The organism is Streptomyces sp. 3N207, assembly GCF_052246355.1.
Taxonomy (GTDB): Bacteria; Actinomycetota; Actinomycetes; order Streptomycetales; family Streptomycetaceae; genus Streptomyces.
This window is the reverse complement of the sequence record NZ_JBQQBV010000013.1, coordinates 174,497-190,523: the sequence shown is the minus strand read 5'-3', so window position 1 is coordinate 190,523 and position 16,027 is coordinate 174,497. Positions and strand designations below refer to the sequence as shown.

The following is a 16,027-nucleotide window of genomic DNA, read 5'->3' as shown; positions in this document are numbered from 1 at the left end:
TTCCGCCCGACTCCGCAGGCCGGGGCGTCCGGGAGCCGACCCTCGCCATGGCCTCCTGGCCCGCGCACGCGAACAACTCGGTCTGCCAAGGCAGGGGTTGCTCGGTGACCGGTCCACCGCACACGGCGATCATCAGCGAGCGGAGGGTCACGGGCTTGTCGGCCGATGTGATCACGGAACTCGTCGCCCAGGTAGGCCCGTTGTGGCACGAGCGACACCAGGTCAGGCTGGTGTCCCGGCCATGGAAGCGGGCCGTGGACGCTGGCGCGAAGCACCGGCTGGTGTTCGTCGACCGGCTCCTGGCCACGCTTGTCCATAACCGCCACGGGACCACTCATGACGTGCTGGCCTGCTGGTTCGGCGTGGACCGATCCACCATCACCCGGGCCATCAGCGAGGTGCGGCCCCTGTTGTCGAGCGGGGACGCACCGTCAGCCCTGATGTGCGGCTGCGGACCCTGGCTGAGGTCATCGACCATCTCGGCGCCGGCGGGAAGAGCGGGATCATCGGCGACTCGGTGGGCAGTGAGTGAGGGCGCGAAGCTGATCACTGGACCTGGCCACTCCCTTAGAGTTAGCGTCTAACGAAAGTTAGTCGCTAACGTAGGCGGTCTCATGCACGATCCCACCGTCGCGGGCACTGGAACGGAGCGGCCGGTGCCTTCTGGGTGGCAGCCTGGCGATGTCCTGCTGGAGACGCGGGGTGTGCGTCGGTCACTCCGTGGCGATGTGGTCCTGCACGGCATCGACCTGGCGATCCGGTCCGGCAGCATCCACGCGCTGGTCGGCATGAACGGCGCCGGCAAGACGACGCTGATGCGCATCCTGCTCGGCATGCTGTCGGCCGACTGCGGGACCGCGTCGCTGTTCGGTGTCCCGGTCGATGCGCTACCGGCCGCCCGCTGGCGCGAGATCGGGCACATGATCGAGACCCCGGCCGTCTACCCCGAGCTCACCGCCCGAGAGAACATCACCGCCGCCGCCCTGCTCCACGGAATGGACCGCGAGACCCTCCCGGACCGCGTGCAGGGCACCGCCGAGGACCTCGGCCTGGAGCGGTGGCTCGACCGGCGCGGCAAACGGCTGTCGCTGGGCACCCGGCAAAAGGTCGCGCTCGCCTCCGCGCTCGTCCACCGGCCCACCGTGCTCGTGCTCGACGAACCGAGCAACTCCCTGGACCCCTCGGCCGTCGTCCGCCTACGGGAGATCATCACCGGCGTCGCCGAACGCGGTGGCTCGGTGCTGATCTCCAGTCACCACCTGGACGAGCTGGCCAGGCTCGCGGACACCGTGACCGTGCTGCACCGCGGCCGGATCGTCGGCGGCCTCGATCCGCGCGGCCTCGATCTGGAACGCGCGTTCTTCGACCTGATCTATCAGGCCGACCAAGTCCGGCCCGAGGAGGCGGGATGACCGGCGACTTCGGCAGGCTCCTGACCGTCGAGGCCATGAAAATGCGCCGGGCTCCGGTAGCGGTCATCTGCACCGCCGTCATCGTGCTGGCGCCGGCGCTGCTCGCGGCGGCTGCCATCCTTGCCCTGCGGGCAAACTCCTCGTCGAGCTTTGCGGCGAAGGCCCGGCTGCTGGTGCACGGATCCAGCTGGGCCGCCTATCTCGGCACCGGCACGCAGGTCATGGCGGTCGCCGTGCTGCTGGGCCTCGGTTTCGGTTTCGCCTGGTGCTTCGGCCGGGAGTTCACCGAGGGCACCGTCGCCGCGCTGTTCGGCCTGCCCACGGGCCGTGGCGGCATCGCGCTGGCGAAGTGCACCGTCCTGCTGGCCTGGAGTGTGCTCGTGTCGATCGCGTCGACCCTGGCGCTGTTCGGGGTGGGTCTGCTCCTCGGCGACCTCGGATCCCAGCCGCCGCGGTGGTGGCTGCCGCTCGGCGTCAGCCTGCTGAGCGCGTGCAACACCTTCCCGCTGGCCTGGCTGGCCACCGTCACCCGGGGCTACCTCGGCGCCGTCGGCGGCCTGATCGGCCTGGTCGTCGCCACCCAGCTCGTCACCTCCTTCGGCAGTGGCGGCTGGTTCCCGTGGGCCGTGCCGGGCCTGTGGTCCGGGCTCGGTGGCGCCGAATTCCAGGTCGCCGGAGTCCAGCTCGTCCTGCCCGTCGCCGTCGCGCTGATCTCCATCGTCGCGACGACCATGCGTTGGCGCAGCCTCGAACTCGGTAACGCCTGACGAGACAGAAGAGAGCATCGATGACCGTCTCCGAGCCCCGGCCGACGGGCCTGCGCGCCCGCAAGAAGGCCCAGACACGCCGCACCATCCAGGAACAGGCCCTGCAGCTCTTCCTGGCCAAGGGGTACGAGAACACCACGGTGGAGGAGATCGCCGCCGCCGCCGAGGTGTCCCACATGACGTTCTTCCGGCACTTCCCCACCAAAGAGGCCGTCGTCGAGACCGACGACTACGACCCGATGATCCTCCAGCTCATCGCGGAGCGCCCTCCGGAAGAGGACACGCTCACGGCCCTGCACCAGGCCCTGACCCACGGGCTGAAGACGGTCTACGCCACCGACCGAGAGGCACTGCTGATCCGCACCCGGCTCGTCCTGCGGACACCGGCCCTACGCGCCCGGGTCTGGGAGAACCAGCACGCCACCGAGGAAATACTCACCCACGCCCTCACCAGCCGCCGACCAGACCAAAGCGAACTGGCCACGCGCGTCCTCACCTCCGCCGCCTTGGCCGCACTGACCACCGCCCTCACCGTCTGGGTGGACGGCGAAGGTGCCGAAGACCTGCCCACCCTGGTCGACACGGCATTCATCACTCTGCAGGGGCACAGCCCACCGTCGAAGACCACCCGGTGAGGAGACTGGAGCGACCCTGGCCCCCGCAACTGACATTGTCGACGCCGATCCGGCGTCCGATCTGCTCAGCGGGTACGGCGGGGCTCCCTTTTCGTCGGACAGCTTCCTTGCCCGCAACACCGAACGCACCGCCGCTCTGGCCGACTTCCTCCACACCTACAACCACCACCGCTGCCACACCGCGCTCGGAGGCCAGGCACCCATCAGCCGCGTGAACAACCCTTTGGGCAATACAAAGGCGTGATCGAGGAAGGTCGCGGTCCGTTCGGGTTGCGCCTGTTGCCGGTTGATCGCGTCGCGCTGCTCAGCGAGAAGGTGCCTGCGTTCTTGTGGCCGGCCGTTCAGCAGCTGAGCGATCGCGCTGAGCGATATGCCGGCCCTGCTGGCACTTGACTGCGATCGAAAGCGCATCCAGCAGCTCCGGGTCGTCGGGTCGGACACCGCTCGCGGTGCGATGCGGAGTGATCACCCCTTCGGCCTCCCAATGACGAAGGAGGTGTGTGGAGCCTCCGAGACGTTCAGCCGCCTCGCGAATTCGCAGTAGCTGGGTTCGCATGTGCCCGTGATCCTTGACTTCGTGTCGACACGGATCTCTACCGTCCGCCGAGCGCTAATCCAAACGCGGTGGACTGATTGGGGCAAGCAGTTGACGGCGAGTTGCTGCCCAACGCGGTGTATCGGCCGGCGAGCCGATCTCCGCCCGGTATTCCCAAAGTGGTGAGCTCACTGCTGCTCGGCCCGGTCCTGGACGGCGCGCCAGTGCTGTCGCTGGCGTTCGCGCTTGCTGTAGGGCGGTTCGCGGACGGCATTGTCGTCGGCAAGGCCGGAACCGGGGGCGTCGGCGATGGTGCCGAGACAAGAGGCGAGCCAGGCGCTGATGGAACATGAACGCCACCCCGCAGGTGATAGTGGCCAAAGTGGCAACGTTGTAGAGCGTGGTGGACAGGGGCAGTTGACGGTTGGGAGACCAAGCGCTGTTCGGACGCAAGTAGCTGGTCGCCACCCTCGTCAACTGCCGCTCGGCAACTGCGGCTCGGCCGCCTGTTCGTCGAAGACCTCCGCCGCCCCTGGGAACGGCCCGCGGAACCAGGCTGGCTCCCCCGTCCCCCGTCCGCCGAGCGGCTCGAAGAACCGACGACCCGCCACCCATCACGACGTGGGAAAGGACGTGGGGAAGACTGCGTAACGCGGCCGAAAGGTCGTTGAACGAGACCGGCTCGCAGACAGCGTGTGCTCGCACACGTCGTGCCCGGCTTCGACACCGGGCGAGGGCGTCGGCGAATGACTCCTATAGGAGTGGCCGAGATTGAGCATTATGGTGGATAAGAGCAAAATGACTACTGGTGAGGCTTCCCTATGATCTTCTCCGCGGGGAGACCGTTCGACTCTGCCGGTGCGACTGCCGTGATCGGTGAGGACGGCACGGTCAGGGGGTGGAGTGGGGCGGCAGAGGAATTGCTGGGTTATCCGGCGTCCGAGGTGGTGGACCGGCCTGCGAGGCGGCTCCTGGCGGAGCCGGCCGAGGTGTGCGGAGCGGCCCGCGGGAGCGGGGGGTGGCCAGGCCCCGTGATGCTGCGGCACAGGGACGGCCGCTGCTTCGAGGTGGAGCTGGAGGTCTCGTCGGCATTCACGATCAACGGCCTCGGCTGCGTCCTGGTCACCGCGCGGGACGTGTCGAACACGGCTGTCATGGCGTTTTCCCGCACGGTACTGGAACGATGCCTGCACCACGTGCCGGTCGGGACGGCCGTACTGGGCCCCGACCTGCGCTGCGTCTGGGTCAACGAAGCCCTGGAACAGTTGGCAGGAGCGCCGCACGACAGCTGTCTCGGCCGCCGGATGGGCGACCTGCTACCGGGCGGCGGCACTGATCCGGCCGCCGACGCGTTCGACGCCCGGATGCGGCGGGTGCTGGAGACGGGGGAGCCGCTGATCGGCTACGCGTACCGGGGCGGCTACTCCCTGTCCTGTCTCCGGCTCGACGATGACGCCGACCGTATGATCGGCCTCTGCGTCCTGGTCATGGACGTCACCGACCGTGCCCGGGCCAGGGAACGCCTGAGTCTGCTGAATGAGGCCGGCACCGCGATCGGCAACACCCTGGAGGTGCGCCGGACCGCCCAGGATCTGGCGGATTTCGCGGTACCCCGCCTCGCCGACGTCGTCGTCGTCGACCTGCTGGAGGGTGTGCTGCGTGGCGACGAGCCCATCCCCGCGCCGGCCGGGGGACCGTCCCCGCTGCGGCGGGTGGCGGTGCGCGGCTCTGCCGACGTGCACGAGCGCGCCGCCGCGAGCGAGCGGACCGGTCCGGGCACACGGCGCATCGTCGTGCCCATGTCCGCCCGCGGTGCCGCGCTGGGTGCCGCCGAGTTCGTCCGGTCCAGCAGTCGGCCGCCGTTCGAAGAGGACGACGCGCTCCTCACCGCAGAACTCGTCGCGCGAGCTGCGCTCTGCCTGGACAACGCCCGCCGCTACGCCCGCGAGCACGCTGCTGCCCTGGCGTTGCAGCAAAGCCTGCTGCCACATGTGCTGAGCGGCGGCGCGGCGGTGGAGACCGCATTCCGCTACCTGCCGGCCGACGCCCGGGAAGGCGTGGGCGGCGACTGGTTCGACGTGATCCCCCTGTCCGGCGCCCGGGTCGGCCTGGTGGTCGGTGACGTGGTCGGGCACGGTGTCGCCGCCGCGACGGCCATGGGCACGCTGCGCACCGCCGTCCACACTCTGGTGGACATGGACCTGCCCCCCGAGGAACTGCTGGCCCACCTGGATGATCTCGTCATCCGCCTCGCCGAGGAAGAGGCCGACAACCAGGCCATGGCCACCGCGCTGACTGGCGCCACCTGCCTGTACGCGGTGTACGACCCGGTAACGCAACGCTGCACAATGGCCCGCGCCGGGCACCTCGCGCCCGCGGTGGCGACTCCCGATGGTGAGGTCGCCTTTCCCGACCTGCCCGCGGGGCCGCCGCTCGGCCTCGGGGCGCTGCCGTTCGAGTCCGTCGAGCTGGAACTCGGCGAGTCGAGCCTGATCGCCCTGTACACCGATGGCCTCATCGAGTCCGCTGACCGCAATCACGATGTCGATCTCGGCCTTGGCCAGCTGGCCGACACTCTCGCACGCTCCCGCGCAGCCCCACTTGACACGATCTGCCAGGACATCACCGACGCTCTCCTGACCGGCCCGCACATCGACGACGTCACCCTGCTGCTGGTCCGCACGCGCGCCCTCAACGCCCAGCACTTCGCCCACTGGGAGCTGCCCGCAGAACCTGCCGTCGTCTCCCGTGCCCGGGCCCGCGTCGCGGAACAGCTCACTGCCTGGGGGCTGGATGAGCTGACCATGACGACGGAGCTGGTCGTCAGCGAACTCGTCACCAACGCCATCCGCCACGCCACCGGCCCCATCAGCCTGCGCCTGATCCTGCATAACGTGCTGACCTGCGAAGTCGCCGACGGCAGCAGCACCTCCCCGCGCCTGCGGCACGCCCGGATCACGGACGAGGGCGGCCGGGGCCTCTTCCTCGTCGCGCAGCTGACGCACCGCTGGGGAACGCGCTACACGGCCGACGGCAAACTCATCTGGACCGAACAGGAACTGCCCCCCGCCTCGCGTGCGAGGGTCCAGGCGGGAGCGGCGGCCACCGTGCGCCGCGTCGACCTGGCGGCTGGTCTCGGCGAACAGCACTTGCTCCACCTCATCCCACACGACCGGCTGACCGCCTGGACCAGCGCCTTGCTGTCCCCGCTGGACGAGAGCGAGCGCCGCACCCTTCGGGCGTGGCTGCCCCGCGGCTCGGTCGCCGCCGCCGCCCGCGAGCTGGGCTGCCCGTCCGCTACCGTGCGCGAGCGGCTGCGCCGGATCGCAACGGCACTGGACACAGACCTGGACGAGGCGTGCGTCCGGGTTCGGCTGCTCCTGGCTCTGCGCATGACAGCGGCAACCGGGCCCTCGCTGGCTCCCGAAGGGCCGGTCGAGCGGGTCAATCCCGCCACCGACTGCCTGGTGTGGCTGGTCGACATCCCCACGGCCCGGCACTGGGCCGTTGACCTGGTCCATCCCCTGGACGCTGCCCAGCGGCAGACCCTGATCCTGTGGCTTGAGCGTCACGGGAACGTTCGGCAGACGGCGGAGCAGCTCGGCGTGCACCGCGGTACGGTCGCCCGTCGTATCGCGCGGGCCGCGCGGGCGCTGGAGATGGATCTGAACGATCCCGTCAGCCGCGCACACCTGTACCTCGCACTTCTGACGGCGGAGGTCACCGAGCCGGGTGCCGTTCCCCCGCCGGGCGCTCCGGGTTATGGCGATTGGCGGACGTGGACGCGGGCCATTGCACGGTGAGTGGTGCTTTGGTAAGCGGGCGGGGCGTCGTGGCGGCGAGCTCCCCCCACTTCTCCACCTCAGCGAGCACGTCATCCATACCGAACGCCACTTGGCGCACATGGTCCGGACTCTGGTCGCCGAAGGCGCCGACAGCGGCGGCCTGCACCGCGATATTCCGCCCGCCGAGCTCGCCGAGTACTGCCTTCGCTTGAGGGCCGCCCGCAGCTGGTCCAGCAGCGCCCGCGCTGGAGGTCATCCCATACGCCGGCTGCCTGCGATGCAGAGGAACGGGCCTGAGGGCGCTGGTCGCGTCCTCAGGCCCGTTCAGGGCGCGGGTCTGTGGCCGGGGATGCCGTGCCGGACCTTGCGGTGGCCGGCGTGACCCGCGCCGGTCCGGGTCAGCGGGAGGTGAGGCGCTGGGGGTCGGGGAGGCGCGTGGCGGTGGCCGGCTCGTAGACGCCGGCAAGCGCGGTGAACAGCAGTGCCACACCGAAGGCCCCCGGGTCGGGGACGCCGATGGCGTGCTCGCCCACGTAGCTGGCGCGGCCGCGACGGGGGGCGAGGGACGCGGTGCTCAGGGCGCCCTGGACGGCGGCCTCGGCGGCAGCGGTGAAGGGACTGCCGGTGGAATCGCGGGCAGCCGTGGCCAAGGCATCAATGGCGGGTGCGAGTGCGTCCACGAGGGTGCAGTCGCCGACCTCGGCTCCGCCGGCGCGGTGGATTGCGGTGAGGCTGGATTGCGCTGCGTCGGCGACGGCCAGTGCATCAGGCGCGTGGCCGTCGGACCAGGGCACGGTGGCCAGATGCTGGAAGAAGAGTCCGAAGAGCGGACCGCTGGTGCCACCGACGTCGTTGAGGAATGCCTCGGCCAAGGCAGCCACGCCGTCGGTCCCCGACTCGTTCAGACGGGCCGCCCGCCGCACGCCGCCGAGCAGGTTGTCGCCGAAGTCGCCGTCGCCGACGAGCTGGTCGAGGGCGGTGAGGTTGTCACGGGCCTGGGAGACGATCACCGAATAGCGGTCGAGTACGGCTCGGCCGGCCGGGGCCTCCCCGCCCGCGCGTACTGGGGCGGCGGCCGGTTGGGCAACGACGGTCGCCGCGGTGTCCGGAGACAGCGTGAGGGAGGGAAGGACGAGCGGCGTGTCGGTGGGTGCCGTCCACAAGTCGGCCCACTCGGCCTTCATAGAGGTGAGAGTGAGGGAGAAGCCGGCCATGTCCAGGGCCGCGGTGAACGTGCCGGGAACGATGGCCAGGGGCTGGATGCCGCGGGCCGTCAGCAGGTCGTGCAGGATCGCGCCGATGGCGTGCAGTTCCAGGCTTGTCGTGGCGCCCAGGCCGTTGACGACGGCTAGTACGTTGTCCTGCCCTGCGGGCAGGGCCTCGAGCAGATCGTCGGTCATCTGCCGGACGAGCTCCTCGACGGGGCGGTGATCGATGGTGCGCGTACCGCGCTCGCCGTGGATTCCGACACCGTAGTCCAGCGTGCCGGGGCTCAGGTCGAAGGCCGGTGCTGCGGTCGAGGGTGAGGTCTGGGCTCGGGCCGCGACAGCGAGGCTGCGGGAGCGCGCGACGATTTCCGCGCCCAGTGTGGCGAGATCCTCCAGTTCGGCGCCCTGGTCGGCGAAGGTTCCGAGCAGCTTTTCCAGGACCACGGTTGCCGCGGTGCCCCGGCGGCCGGTGGCGGTGTCTGTTTTGTCGGTGGCCAGGTCGTCGTCGACAAGGACCGTGGCTACGGGAATGCCGTCGTGGCGAAGGCGTTCCGCCGCGATCTGAAAATTGATCACATCGCCCGTGTAGTTCTTGATGATGAGCAGTACGCCGTTACTCTTCGCGGCGGCCACGCCGGCCTCGTATATCTGCCGGTTGTGCGGGGAGGCGAAGATCTCGCCGGGGCAGACGGCGTCGAGGCCGCCGGGGCCGAGGAGGCCGGTGTGCAGTGGTTCGTGGCCGGAGCCGCCTCCCGAGACCAAGGCGACCGTACGGTCGGGGTTGCTGGTGCGGGCTCGCAGGTAAAGAGGGCTGCTGTTCACTTCGATCAGGCCGGGGTGGGCCAGGGCGAGACCGCGTGCGGCGCTCAGAACGGTGTCGGCTTGCGGGAGGAAGTACGTCATCGAAGGGTAGCTCCGTCGGGGAACGAGGGTGGATGGATCAGTGACCTTCACGCGGTGGGGTGTTGAGGTCAGGCGAAGGGACCGGCTGTGTGGCACACGCCCGGGGCGGCTGTGATCGCTACGTCCAGTAGGTGTCGGTGGGTTGAGCCGGCTCGGTGAGCCGCTCCAGCCGGGTGGGACGGAGATGAACGCGCGCTCCCGCGAAGGTTGCTGGTGAGCTGATCGAACGTGGCGGCTCCGGAGAGCACGACGTCGGTGCGATGCAGCAAGCCCGGGCCGATACCGGAAGCCGCTTGCCGGCCTGTAGAGATGTGGTGGTCGGTCAGGGATTTGCCGCCGTGTCGGCGAGGGCACGGAAGACGAGGGCAGTCGAGGTGGCCCCCGGGTCCTGGTGGCCGACGCTGCGCGCCCCGAGGTAGGAGGCGCGGCCCTTGCGTGCCTGCAGGGGGGTGGTGGCGCGCATGCCCTCTTCGGCGGCGTCGGCGGCAGCCCCTGCCGCGGCGGCAAAGTCTCTGCCCTGGCGAGCCTGCTCCTCGAAGGCGGTCACCGCGGGCGCATACGCGTCGATCATCGTCTTGTCACCGAGGGCGGCCGTCCCCAACTTCTGGATACTTGCCAGGCTGGCGGCGAGTGCCTCCGCAAACGCGAGCGGGTCGGCGAGAGGGGTGTCCAGGGCCTTGCCCAGAGCGCGGAATGCGCCCTCGTACAGCGGCCCCGAGGCACCCCCGGTGCTGGAGATGAGGGTGGTGCCGGTCTTGACGAGGACGGCTCCGACAGTGTCGGGGGTCAGGTCGGATACGGCAGCGGCAGCGGCGGTGAATCCGCGGTCCAGGTTGGTCCCGTGGTCGGCGTCGCCGATCGCCGAGTCGAGCTGGGTGAGGTGATCCTTGTGCTGGCCCACGGCAACGGCGATGGCCTGCACCCATGCACGGGCAAGGTCGATATCCATGGGGTCTCCGTTCAATGATCGGTGCATACGGGGTCGGGATCGGTGCATACGGGGTGGTGGTTGGAAGAGCCGGGGGCGGGACGCGGTTCACACGGCTGCCCTTCCCGGGCCGCGCCTCATGCGCTGCCCCGCCCCCGACCCGGTTCGGCCCCCCAGCGCAGGGCGGGGGTGTTCACAGGCGCGTCCCACAAAGACAGCATGTCGGCATCCGCTCGGCACACCGTGATGGAGACGCCTGCCATGTCCAGACTGGTCACGTAGTTGCCCACCAGGCTGCGGGCGATGGTCACGTTCTTCGCAGCGAGTACGTCTGCCACCTCGCTGAACACTACGTACAACTCGATGAGCGGGGTCGCGCCCAGACCGTTGACCATGACGATGGTGTCCTCACCAGCGGCCGGTGGCTGGTCGTCGAGGAGAGCGTCCATGCAGGTGGCGACGGCGTCCTTGGCGGAGCGAATCTTCTCGCGGCGACGGCCGGGTTCGCCGTGGATGCCGACGCCGATCTCCATCTCGTCGTCCGGCAGTTCGAAGCCGGGCTTGCCGGCGGCGGGAGTGGTGCAGGCGGTCAGCGCCACGGCGAACGATCGCGTCGCGGCGTTCACACGCTTGGCCATCTCCGTCACGGCCGCGAGATCAGCGCCCTGTTCGGCCAGAGCACCGGCGATCTTCTCAACGAAGACCGTGGCGCCAGTGCCGCGCCGCCCCGCGGTCCCCGTGGAGTTCTGCACTGCGACATCGTCGTCGATCAGGACAGTCTCCACCGTGATGCCTTCCTCGTCGGCGAGTTCCGCTGCCATCTGGAAGTTGAGGCGGTCACCGGTGTAGTTCTTCACGATGAACAGCACGCCGGCGCCGCTGTCGACGGCCTTGGCCGCGGTGAGCATCTGGCCTGGCACTGGGGAGGTGAACACTTCCCCAGGACACGCGGCATCCAGCATGCCCGGTCCGACGAAACCGCCGTGCAAAGGCTCGTGTCCCGAGCCGCCGCCGGAGACGAGCGCGACCTTGCCCGGTCTGGGGCCACCCGCTCGGGCGATGACCCTGCCTTCGCCATCGACGGCCAGCTCGGGATGCGCGGCCGCGATTCCCGCCAGAGCGTCATCGAGAACCGACTCGGGGCTGTTGATGAGCTTATTCACGACGGCACTCCTTCGCAGACGGCAGGTGTGGCCACCTGGTTCGCGACTGTCGCGGGACGGGTCTTGAAAGCGGCGTGGACGATCCCTGCAGCCACAGCACCGACCACCTCGGCGACCAGGTAGACGGGCAGCTGGGTCCAGTGGACCGTGCCGCCGAACAGCTCCCCGGTGATCATCCCAACCTCTCCGGCAGGTGTTCATCATTGATGAACATGGTTCCGGAAGTTAAGCCCGCGTTTCATGCCTGTCAAGAGGGTTCGGTGCCTTGTCGGACACCAGCCGCGCCGGGACGAGCCGCGGTGCGGGGCTGTGCGCCTAGGCGCCCGGGGCGTAGGCGGCCCGGCGCGGGGCCCCCAGGTCGCGGGAGAGGTTTCGGGCGGTTTCCCGTACGGCCACTGCGAGTTCCTGGCGCGTCGATTCGCCCAGCATGCGCTCCACCGGGCCGACGATGCCGATGGCACCCGCCACCTCGCCGGAACGGTCGAAGACCGGTGAGGCGATGCCCGCGTCCCCGATCGCCGACTCCTGGTCCTCGACCGCGTAGCCGGCCTGGAGGACCTCCTCCAAGTGGCGCCCCAGCTCCTTCTGGTCGGTAATGCTGGCGCCGGTGAGCACCGCCAGCTCCCCTGCGAGCAGGCGTTCCCGCACCGGCGCCGCCGACGACGCCGCGATGGCCTTGCCCAGGGCGCACGTGTTCCACGGGATGCTCGCACCCACCTCGAGAATCTGCACCGCACCCTCCGGGCGGAACGCATGGTGCACGATCAGCACGTGGTCGCCCGTGAGGACTCCCACCCACACGGCTTCCCTGGTTCGGTTCGCCAGCCCGTCCGCCCAGGTCAGCGACCGCGTCCGCAGCTCGTGCGTATCCAGATAGGCGTTGCCCAGCTGCACGAGGTTCGATCCCAGCTGGTACTTCGAGCTGTCCCGGTCCTGGCTGACCAGGCCCTCGATCTCCAGCGTGCGCAGCAGTGCGTGCACCGTGGGCTTTGCGACGCCCAGCCGGTCGGCCAACTCGGTCACGCCCAGCCTGGGGCCGCCGGAGGCAAGCTCCCGCAAGATCTGCACTGCCCTGTGCACGGACTGGACCATAAAGATCTCCGATTCAGTATTGCTGAACGGCGTTCCGATATTTAATGTGGCTGTTCATGAGCACACCCGTCGGCATCGTACTCGTGTCCCACAGCGCCGAGCTTGCCGCAGGCCTGCGCCTGCTGGTGGAACAGATCGGCTCCGACACCGTTCCCGTCGTCACCGCGGCCGGAACCGACGACGGCAGGATCGGCACCAGCTACGACCTCGTTCGCAACGCCATCAAGGACGCCGACCGGGGCGCCGGAGTGCTGGTCCTTCCCGACCTCGGCAGCTCCGTCCTGACCACGCGCACCGTCCTGGACGACCACCCCCGCGCCGACGTCGTCATCGTCGACGCTCCCTTCGTCGAGGGCGCCGTCGCCGCAGTGGTCGCCGCCGCATCCGGTGCCGACCTGCAATCCGTCACCAACTCCGTTGAAGAGGCCCGCCATGTCCGCAAACTCTGACGCCCCCAGCACCACCCGCCACGAAGCGACCGTGGTGCTTCCCGCCAACCTCCACGCCCGCCCCGCCGGCCAACTCGCCCGCGCTGCACAACAGTTCTCCAGCACCATCGAGCTGGACCACAAGGGCAGGACAATCAATCCCACCGGAGTCCTCGGCGTCATGGGGCTGGGAGCCACGGCCGGAAGCACCTTGACCGTACGAGCCACCGGCCCCGACGCCCACGACGCGGTCGCCACGCTGACCGACATCCTCGCCAACGCCGAATAGCCCTGCTCGTCATGCAGCCGCCGACGGTACCTGAATACCTGCTGAGCCCTGTGCAGGCCGAGGTCCGGTACGCAGGGCAGGGGCGGCTGGAGCCCGGTGGGCTGGCCTCCACCACCTGAACTCCGTCCAGTTGCCGCGCGGCTTCGCCGGGAAGCGGCTCGACAGCGGACGTTGGCCGGCCTGGGGCGTTGAAAGCGGGGAGGAGATCTGCGGCCATGCCTTCCTGCACCTTGTCGAGAAAGTCCCGGATCCCTACGAGGACAACACCCCCGTCGGCTACGTCACGAACTCCTATGTCGTCCCCTCCCAGCGCAACCGTGGGTTCGGCACTGCCTGCTGGAGGCGCTGAAGCGGCACGCGCAGAGCCAGGGCATGGATGCCCTCATAGTCTGGCCGTCCGAGCGCAGTGCTCCCCTGTACCGGCGCACAGGGTTTCAGCAGCCGGCCGAGCTGCTGGAAGCACGATGAATAGGAGCGAGATCTACTTGTGTGAGTCCGTCCCAGCTGTGATGCCGACCGTCGCTCCGTCATTCAGGGACGTGCGCCTCCGGGCCTTTGAGGAGCGCGATGTGGGCATGCTCATGGACCTGTCGACCGATGCGTACGTGCCGAAGACCGGCTCGCTGCCTGGCAACGCCGGCCGCCAGGAAGCCCTCGCCTACATCGAGCGGCAGATCAGCCATCTCCGCACCGGAACCGGCTACTCCTTCTGCGTGGCCGACAAGGACACCGACGAGGCGCTCGGGACGGCCGGTCTCTACCTCGCACCCATCGCCGCAGGCCGGGCAACAGCGGGGTACTCCGTCGCCCCTCGCCACCGGGGTCGCAAGGTCGCGGGTCACGCGCTCATCGCGCTGACGCGGTTTGCCTGGTCCATACCGGAGCTCTACCGAATCGAGCTCTACATAGAGCCATGGAATGTGGCTTCCGTACGCACGGCTGAACTCGCAGGATTTGAACGCGAAGGGCTGCTTCGAAGCCATCAGGAGATCGGCGGCAAGCGCGTGGACATGCTCGTGTATGCCGCGATCAGACCGACAACCCTGACCGAATGACAGAGCTGGCATGGGGCCCCTGTGGCGAAGTGATCGACCGTCCGCGCAGGAGGCAGACCGGCCACCGGCCAGCGTCGGCTTCCTGGAGCACGGTCGACCGGGCGTCGCAGAGGCTGGGACGTACAGGCGGAGGCACGTGCGAGAGCGAGCGGGGGCGCATGCGGACGGAGGTCTTGGAGGAGAATGCAGCTCTGCGCGCCTCCGGTCTGATCGATGGAACTCGCGCTATGACTCACCCCCATGAATGAAGAGAACGCAAGAATGAAGAGAACGGTATGAGCGAGGACGAACGGCGCGAGCAGTACGCGGTGGCGCTGTACAGCACTCTCGGGCACAGCGCTGAACGCCACCCCTGGTCGGGGCTGTCCCCGGCCCGGCGCGAGGTCTGGTATGTCCGCGCCGACGCCGCCATGGCCGTGGCAGACAGGGAGATCGCGGAAGCGTTGCGCGCTTCCGGGTGAACCACTGCCCCACGGTGAGCGCGCCTGCCCGGCTCGCTGCAACACGACCGTGAACAAACCGACTCGCGGCCTGCCGACCACAGCTTTGACTGTGCCCCTGCTGACGGTTGCCGCTCCTGCCGCGGCCGAACCGACACCTGCTCGTCCGGCACAGGCCGGTTTGCCCCGCGCCGGAAACATGTCCGCGAACTCCTCGTCGGTGAACAAACGGCCCCAGCTCGTCCCCGCGCCCTGTACGCACCCGGCCTACGTGCCCGACTCGTCCGCCACCCCCAGGCCAGAGACCGGTGGGCCAGCGGGTCAGAGTGCGGTGAGTCCGCCGTCGACGACGAACTCCGCCCCGGTGACGAACGGGACCCGTCGCCGGCGGCCAGGCTCTCCCTCGGAAACGCGGCCCGCGCCACCCGCACCGTCTCTGCCGGGAACCCCCCGGTTCCTTCGGCTGCATCGACATCCGCACCCACCCCATGCGACAACGTCGGCCTTCAAGGCCAGAACCAGGATTTGAAGGCGACGTCACGCCAGGCCCCGAACCATGTAAGAACGAGCGCTCAGGCATCGAAGAGCAGGTCGACGCACCTCTTCACAGAGGCTGCTCCCTATAACGGGTCGACAGTTGCGAGGGTGAACATGCCTACTCAGAGCGGTATATCAACCCCACTTCGGGCATGTCAGCAACACACGGAGCTCCCAACCAGAAAGGTCTCGCCGTGACACATGTCTTGCACCGTTTCCTCATCGGTGCCGCTGCGGCCGCTCTGCTGATTACCCAACCCGTCCTGACACCCACCACCGCCACTGCCTTGGAAGCCGACCCCGGCACCGCCGAGCAGCAAGCGCCGACGGACTGCCCGGCCGACACGGTGTGCTTCTACTCCGAGCCGAACTACCAAGGCCAACGGTCCGACTACTACAACCCCAGGTGGCGGTATTGCGGGGTTACCCCGATCACGCCCTCCAAGTCTGTCTGGAACAACGACGATCAGACGTGGGCCTTCTTCGACAGCGGCTGGGGCTGTTACGGCACCAGGTGGGAAGCCGGTCCGGGCCAAGGGGTACCCGAGATGGACGCGGTCCACTGGGGCTGAGGCGACAGCATCGCTCCTCGCGGAACCACTGCCGTTCGGCAGTCAGCCCGCCGCCTTGTGGATACCGCATGCCCCGGAGATACCGCACAGGCTACGAGCCGTCAGTCCCTACGACACCGCGAGCTCAACCCCAGTAGGTCGCGCTATTTGGAGCCGTCGAAAGGGAATGTGCGCCAATCCTTTTTCGTATCACCTCGCGGGTTATTCAAGTACACGTAGAAGTGTGAGGCTTTCGCCGCGTCGGAGCACTTGAAGTTTCCTACCTTTGAAGATTACTG

General features: G+C 68.8%; 16 protein-coding genes and 3 pseudogenes. 13 read left to right on the top strand and 6 right to left on the bottom strand.

The window, feature by feature from the left end; genetic code table 11:
- Window positions 1-47: 47 nt before the first annotated feature.
- The 5 genes and pseudogenes from ACTWP9_RS21565 to ACTWP9_RS21545 all read left to right on the top strand — a co-directional run.
- Window positions 48-353 (top strand): annotated as a pseudogene (locus tag ACTWP9_RS21565) (hypothetical protein); the annotation flags it as partial.
- Between the two features lie 351 nt (window positions 354-704).
- The gene (locus tag ACTWP9_RS21560) at window positions 705-1,412 is read left to right on the top strand and encodes an ABC transporter ATP-binding protein (protein WP_443247857.1); all 708 of its coding nucleotides are present in this window, start codon (window positions 705-707) and stop codon (window positions 1,410-1,412) included.
- The gene (locus ACTWP9_RS21555) at window positions 1,409-2,179 is read left to right on the top strand and encodes an ABC transporter permease (protein ID WP_443247856.1); all 771 of its coding nucleotides are present in this window, start codon (window positions 1,409-1,411) and stop codon (window positions 2,177-2,179) included. Before ACTWP9_RS21560 ends, ACTWP9_RS21555 begins: the two co-directional genes overlap by 4 nt.
- 20 nt (window positions 2,180-2,199) lie before the next feature.
- Complete coding sequence (locus tag ACTWP9_RS21550) at window positions 2,200-2,814, top strand: TetR/AcrR family transcriptional regulator (protein ID WP_443247855.1); 615 nt, start codon at window positions 2,200-2,202, stop codon at window positions 2,812-2,814.
- Between the two features lie 115 nt (window positions 2,815-2,929).
- Window positions 2,930-3,058, top strand: a pseudogene (locus tag ACTWP9_RS21545) (IS481 family transposase); the annotation flags it as partial.
- A 60-nt stretch (window positions 3,059-3,118) separates the two neighbouring features.
- Here ACTWP9_RS21545 and ACTWP9_RS21540 read toward each other — a convergent pair.
- The gene (locus ACTWP9_RS21540) at window positions 3,119-3,370 is read right to left on the bottom strand and encodes a MerR family DNA-binding transcriptional regulator (protein WP_443247854.1); all 252 of its coding nucleotides are present in this window, start codon (window positions 3,368-3,370) and stop codon (window positions 3,119-3,121) included.
- 800 nt (window positions 3,371-4,170) lie between these two features.
- Here ACTWP9_RS21540 and ACTWP9_RS21535 point away from each other — a divergent pair.
- Window positions 4,171-6,414 (top strand): annotated as a pseudogene (locus ACTWP9_RS21535) (SpoIIE family protein phosphatase); the annotation flags it as partial.
- A 42-nt stretch (window positions 6,415-6,456) separates the two neighbouring features.
- Window positions 6,457-7,152 (top strand): helix-turn-helix domain-containing protein, encoded by a 696-nt coding sequence (locus ACTWP9_RS21530; RefSeq protein ID WP_443247903.1) that lies wholly within the window; start codon window positions 6,457-6,459, stop codon window positions 7,150-7,152.
- Window positions 7,153-7,532: 380 nt separating this feature from the next.
- Here ACTWP9_RS21530 and ACTWP9_RS21525 read toward each other — a convergent pair whose 3' ends face one another.
- The 5 genes from ACTWP9_RS21525 to ACTWP9_RS21505 all read right to left on the bottom strand — a co-directional run bounded on the left by ACTWP9_RS21525 (window position 7,533) and on the right by ACTWP9_RS21505 (window position 12,416).
- Entirely contained in the window at window positions 7,533-9,245 is a 1,713-nt protein-coding gene (locus ACTWP9_RS21525; RefSeq protein WP_443247853.1) for a dihydroxyacetone kinase subunit DhaK, read from the bottom strand.
- A gap of 322 nt (window positions 9,246-9,567) precedes the next feature.
- The gene (gene dhaL, locus ACTWP9_RS21520; RefSeq protein ID WP_443247852.1) at window positions 9,568-10,194 is read right to left on the bottom strand and encodes a dihydroxyacetone kinase subunit DhaL; all 627 of its coding nucleotides are present in this window, start codon (window positions 10,192-10,194) and stop codon (window positions 9,568-9,570) included.
- Between the two features lie 116 nt (window positions 10,195-10,310).
- On the bottom strand, window positions 10,311-11,336 hold the full coding sequence (dhaK, locus tag ACTWP9_RS21515; protein WP_443247851.1) for a dihydroxyacetone kinase subunit DhaK: 1,026 nt from the start codon (window positions 11,334-11,336) through the stop codon (window positions 10,311-10,313).
- The gene (locus tag ACTWP9_RS21510) at window positions 11,333-11,512 is read right to left on the bottom strand and encodes a hypothetical protein (protein WP_443247850.1); all 180 of its coding nucleotides are present in this window, start codon (window positions 11,510-11,512) and stop codon (window positions 11,333-11,335) included. Before ACTWP9_RS21510 ends, dhaK begins: the two co-directional genes overlap by 4 nt.
- Before the next feature lie 139 nt (window positions 11,513-11,651).
- Entirely contained in the window at window positions 11,652-12,416 is a 765-nt protein-coding gene (locus ACTWP9_RS21505) for an IclR family transcriptional regulator (protein ID WP_443247849.1), read from the bottom strand.
- Between the two features lie 68 nt (window positions 12,417-12,484).
- Between ACTWP9_RS21505 and dhaM the strand changes: the two genes are divergently transcribed.
- The 6 genes from dhaM (at window position 12,485) to ACTWP9_RS21475 (ending at window position 15,749) form a co-directional block, all read left to right on the top strand.
- On the top strand, window positions 12,485-12,877 hold the full coding sequence (gene dhaM / locus ACTWP9_RS21500; RefSeq protein WP_443247848.1) for a dihydroxyacetone kinase phosphoryl donor subunit DhaM: 393 nt from the start codon (window positions 12,485-12,487) through the stop codon (window positions 12,875-12,877).
- Window positions 12,861-13,145, top strand: a complete 285-nt coding sequence (locus ACTWP9_RS21495) for an HPr family phosphocarrier protein (RefSeq protein WP_443247847.1) — start codon at window positions 12,861-12,863, stop codon at window positions 13,143-13,145. Before dhaM ends, ACTWP9_RS21495 begins: the two co-directional genes overlap by 17 nt.
- A 130-nt stretch (window positions 13,146-13,275) precedes the next feature.
- Window positions 13,276-13,494: a GNAT family N-acetyltransferase gene (locus tag ACTWP9_RS21490; RefSeq protein ID WP_443247846.1), complete on the top strand. Its 219-nt coding sequence runs from the start codon at window positions 13,276-13,278 to the stop codon at window positions 13,492-13,494.
- Window positions 13,439-14,200, top strand: coding sequence for a GNAT family N-acetyltransferase (locus ACTWP9_RS21485; RefSeq protein WP_443247845.1), 762 nt, complete (start codon window positions 13,439-13,441; stop codon window positions 14,198-14,200). Before ACTWP9_RS21490 ends, ACTWP9_RS21485 begins: the two co-directional genes overlap by 56 nt.
- Before the next feature lie 275 nt (window positions 14,201-14,475).
- Window positions 14,476-14,661 carry a hypothetical protein gene (locus ACTWP9_RS21480; RefSeq protein WP_443247844.1) on the top strand — a complete coding sequence of 62 codons (186 nt, stop codon included), beginning with the start codon at window positions 14,476-14,478 and terminating at the stop codon, window positions 14,659-14,661.
- A 710-nt stretch (window positions 14,662-15,371) separates the two neighbouring features.
- Complete coding sequence (locus ACTWP9_RS21475; RefSeq protein ID WP_443247843.1) at window positions 15,372-15,749, top strand: peptidase inhibitor family I36 protein; 378 nt, start codon at window positions 15,372-15,374, stop codon at window positions 15,747-15,749.
- The last annotated feature ends 278 nt before the right edge of the window (window positions 15,750-16,027 follow it).